Origin of the sequence: Paracoccus sp. S4493 (assembly GCF_000967735.1) — a bacterium.
GTDB classification, from domain to species: Bacteria; Pseudomonadota; Alphaproteobacteria; order Rhodobacterales; family Rhodobacteraceae; genus Paracoccus; species Paracoccus marcusii.
In genome coordinates, this window is the sequence record NZ_JXYF01000213.1 from 1 (window position 1) to 1,371 (window position 1,371).

1 protein-coding gene is annotated in these 1,371 nt (G+C 56.2%); it reads left to right on the forward strand.

Features of this window, described 5'->3' with window-relative positions; genetic code table 11:
- A partial coding sequence (locus tag TW83_RS16405) for a calcium-binding protein (protein WP_157001696.1) occupies window positions 1-1,302 on the forward strand: 1,302 nt, incomplete at its 5' end.
- Between the last annotated feature and the right edge of the window lie 69 nt (window positions 1,303-1,371).

The window sequence follows — 1,371 nt, forward strand, 5'->3', positions numbered from 1 at the left end:
ACCGCCAACTTCCTCTTCAACGGCGCCGTCCCGAAAGACCTGAACGGCACACCGCCCACGGTTACGCCTGCGCCCCTTCCCACACCAATACCGCCGGCAGCCGATATCAATGAAATAAGAGGTTCGAATGCCGACGATACAATGCGGGGCACGACACAATCAGACATAGTCTGGGGTCTTGAAGGGCTAGATACATTCTACTGGCAGCCGGGGGTGGGCAACGATACCTACCATGGCGGCACCGGGACAGAGCGGTACGATGCTAACCCCTATACACCTGGTAATCCTGGCGGCGACAGGTTGATTCTGGACGGTTCGGCCGGTCTGCGCATCGACATGCACTCGACAGATAGTGGCAGCGTTCAGAGCAGGAATGACCGCCTGGAATTCACGGGTATTGAGCGTATTTTTGGTACCACCGGCGACGACGTTGTCGTGGCGACAAATGCGACCGTAAATAGTTCCGGTGGAAGTGTACCCGCCCACGGTCTGTCGATCTTTACCGGTGCAGGAAATGACCGGATCTCAGGATCGCAGTTTGACGATGTCATTGATGGCGGCTCGGGCAACGATACCATCAACGGCGATGGCGGGAATGATTTCATCCACTCCAGTACCGGCAATGACCTGATTTATGGCGGTGCCGGTGACGAAAACATCCGATGGGGTAACGGTGATGCCAACCACAACCCCGGTAATGATACGATCGACGGCGGCTCAGGAAACGACCTGATCAACATCTGGATCAAACGCGGCGACATCTATTCCAACAATGACACTGTTGGCATCGAGGGTGTCAGTGTCACGGTTGATCGTGTCCTGTCTGACGGAGCGTTTTCAGGCAATGCCAGCACCAGTATCGGCGGGACCGCGACACTGCGCTTCGACAACTTCGAACTTGGCTGGACGCATGCAGGCAACGACGTCATCGACGCGTCGGGCGCTGTGATCTCAAGTTCCGGGGCTGGCGTAAACTTCAACACGCGATGGGGTCACGATAGGTTGGTGGGCAGCCGAGGCAACGATACTTTGGACGGGTCAATGGGCCGTGATACTGTGCAGGGTGGCCAAGGAGATGACCGCATCTGGATTGGAGACGGGCACAATGGCGACGGGGCAAGCGACGTGCTTATATTCCGGGCTGGTGATGGTGCCGATATCGTCTACGGATTCGAGAGCAGCCGCGATACCCTGGACCTCGGTGGAAGGAGTTACAGCGCCACAGAGGTCCGTGATGGAACGCTTCTCAATTTCGGTAGCGGTGACTCAGTTCTCTTAAACGGGGTCTTCGACTTTATCTAAAGTGGCTTGGGCGTCGGAAAAATGGTTATAAACCGACGCCCCTTTCATACTAGCAACTGTATCCCTCAC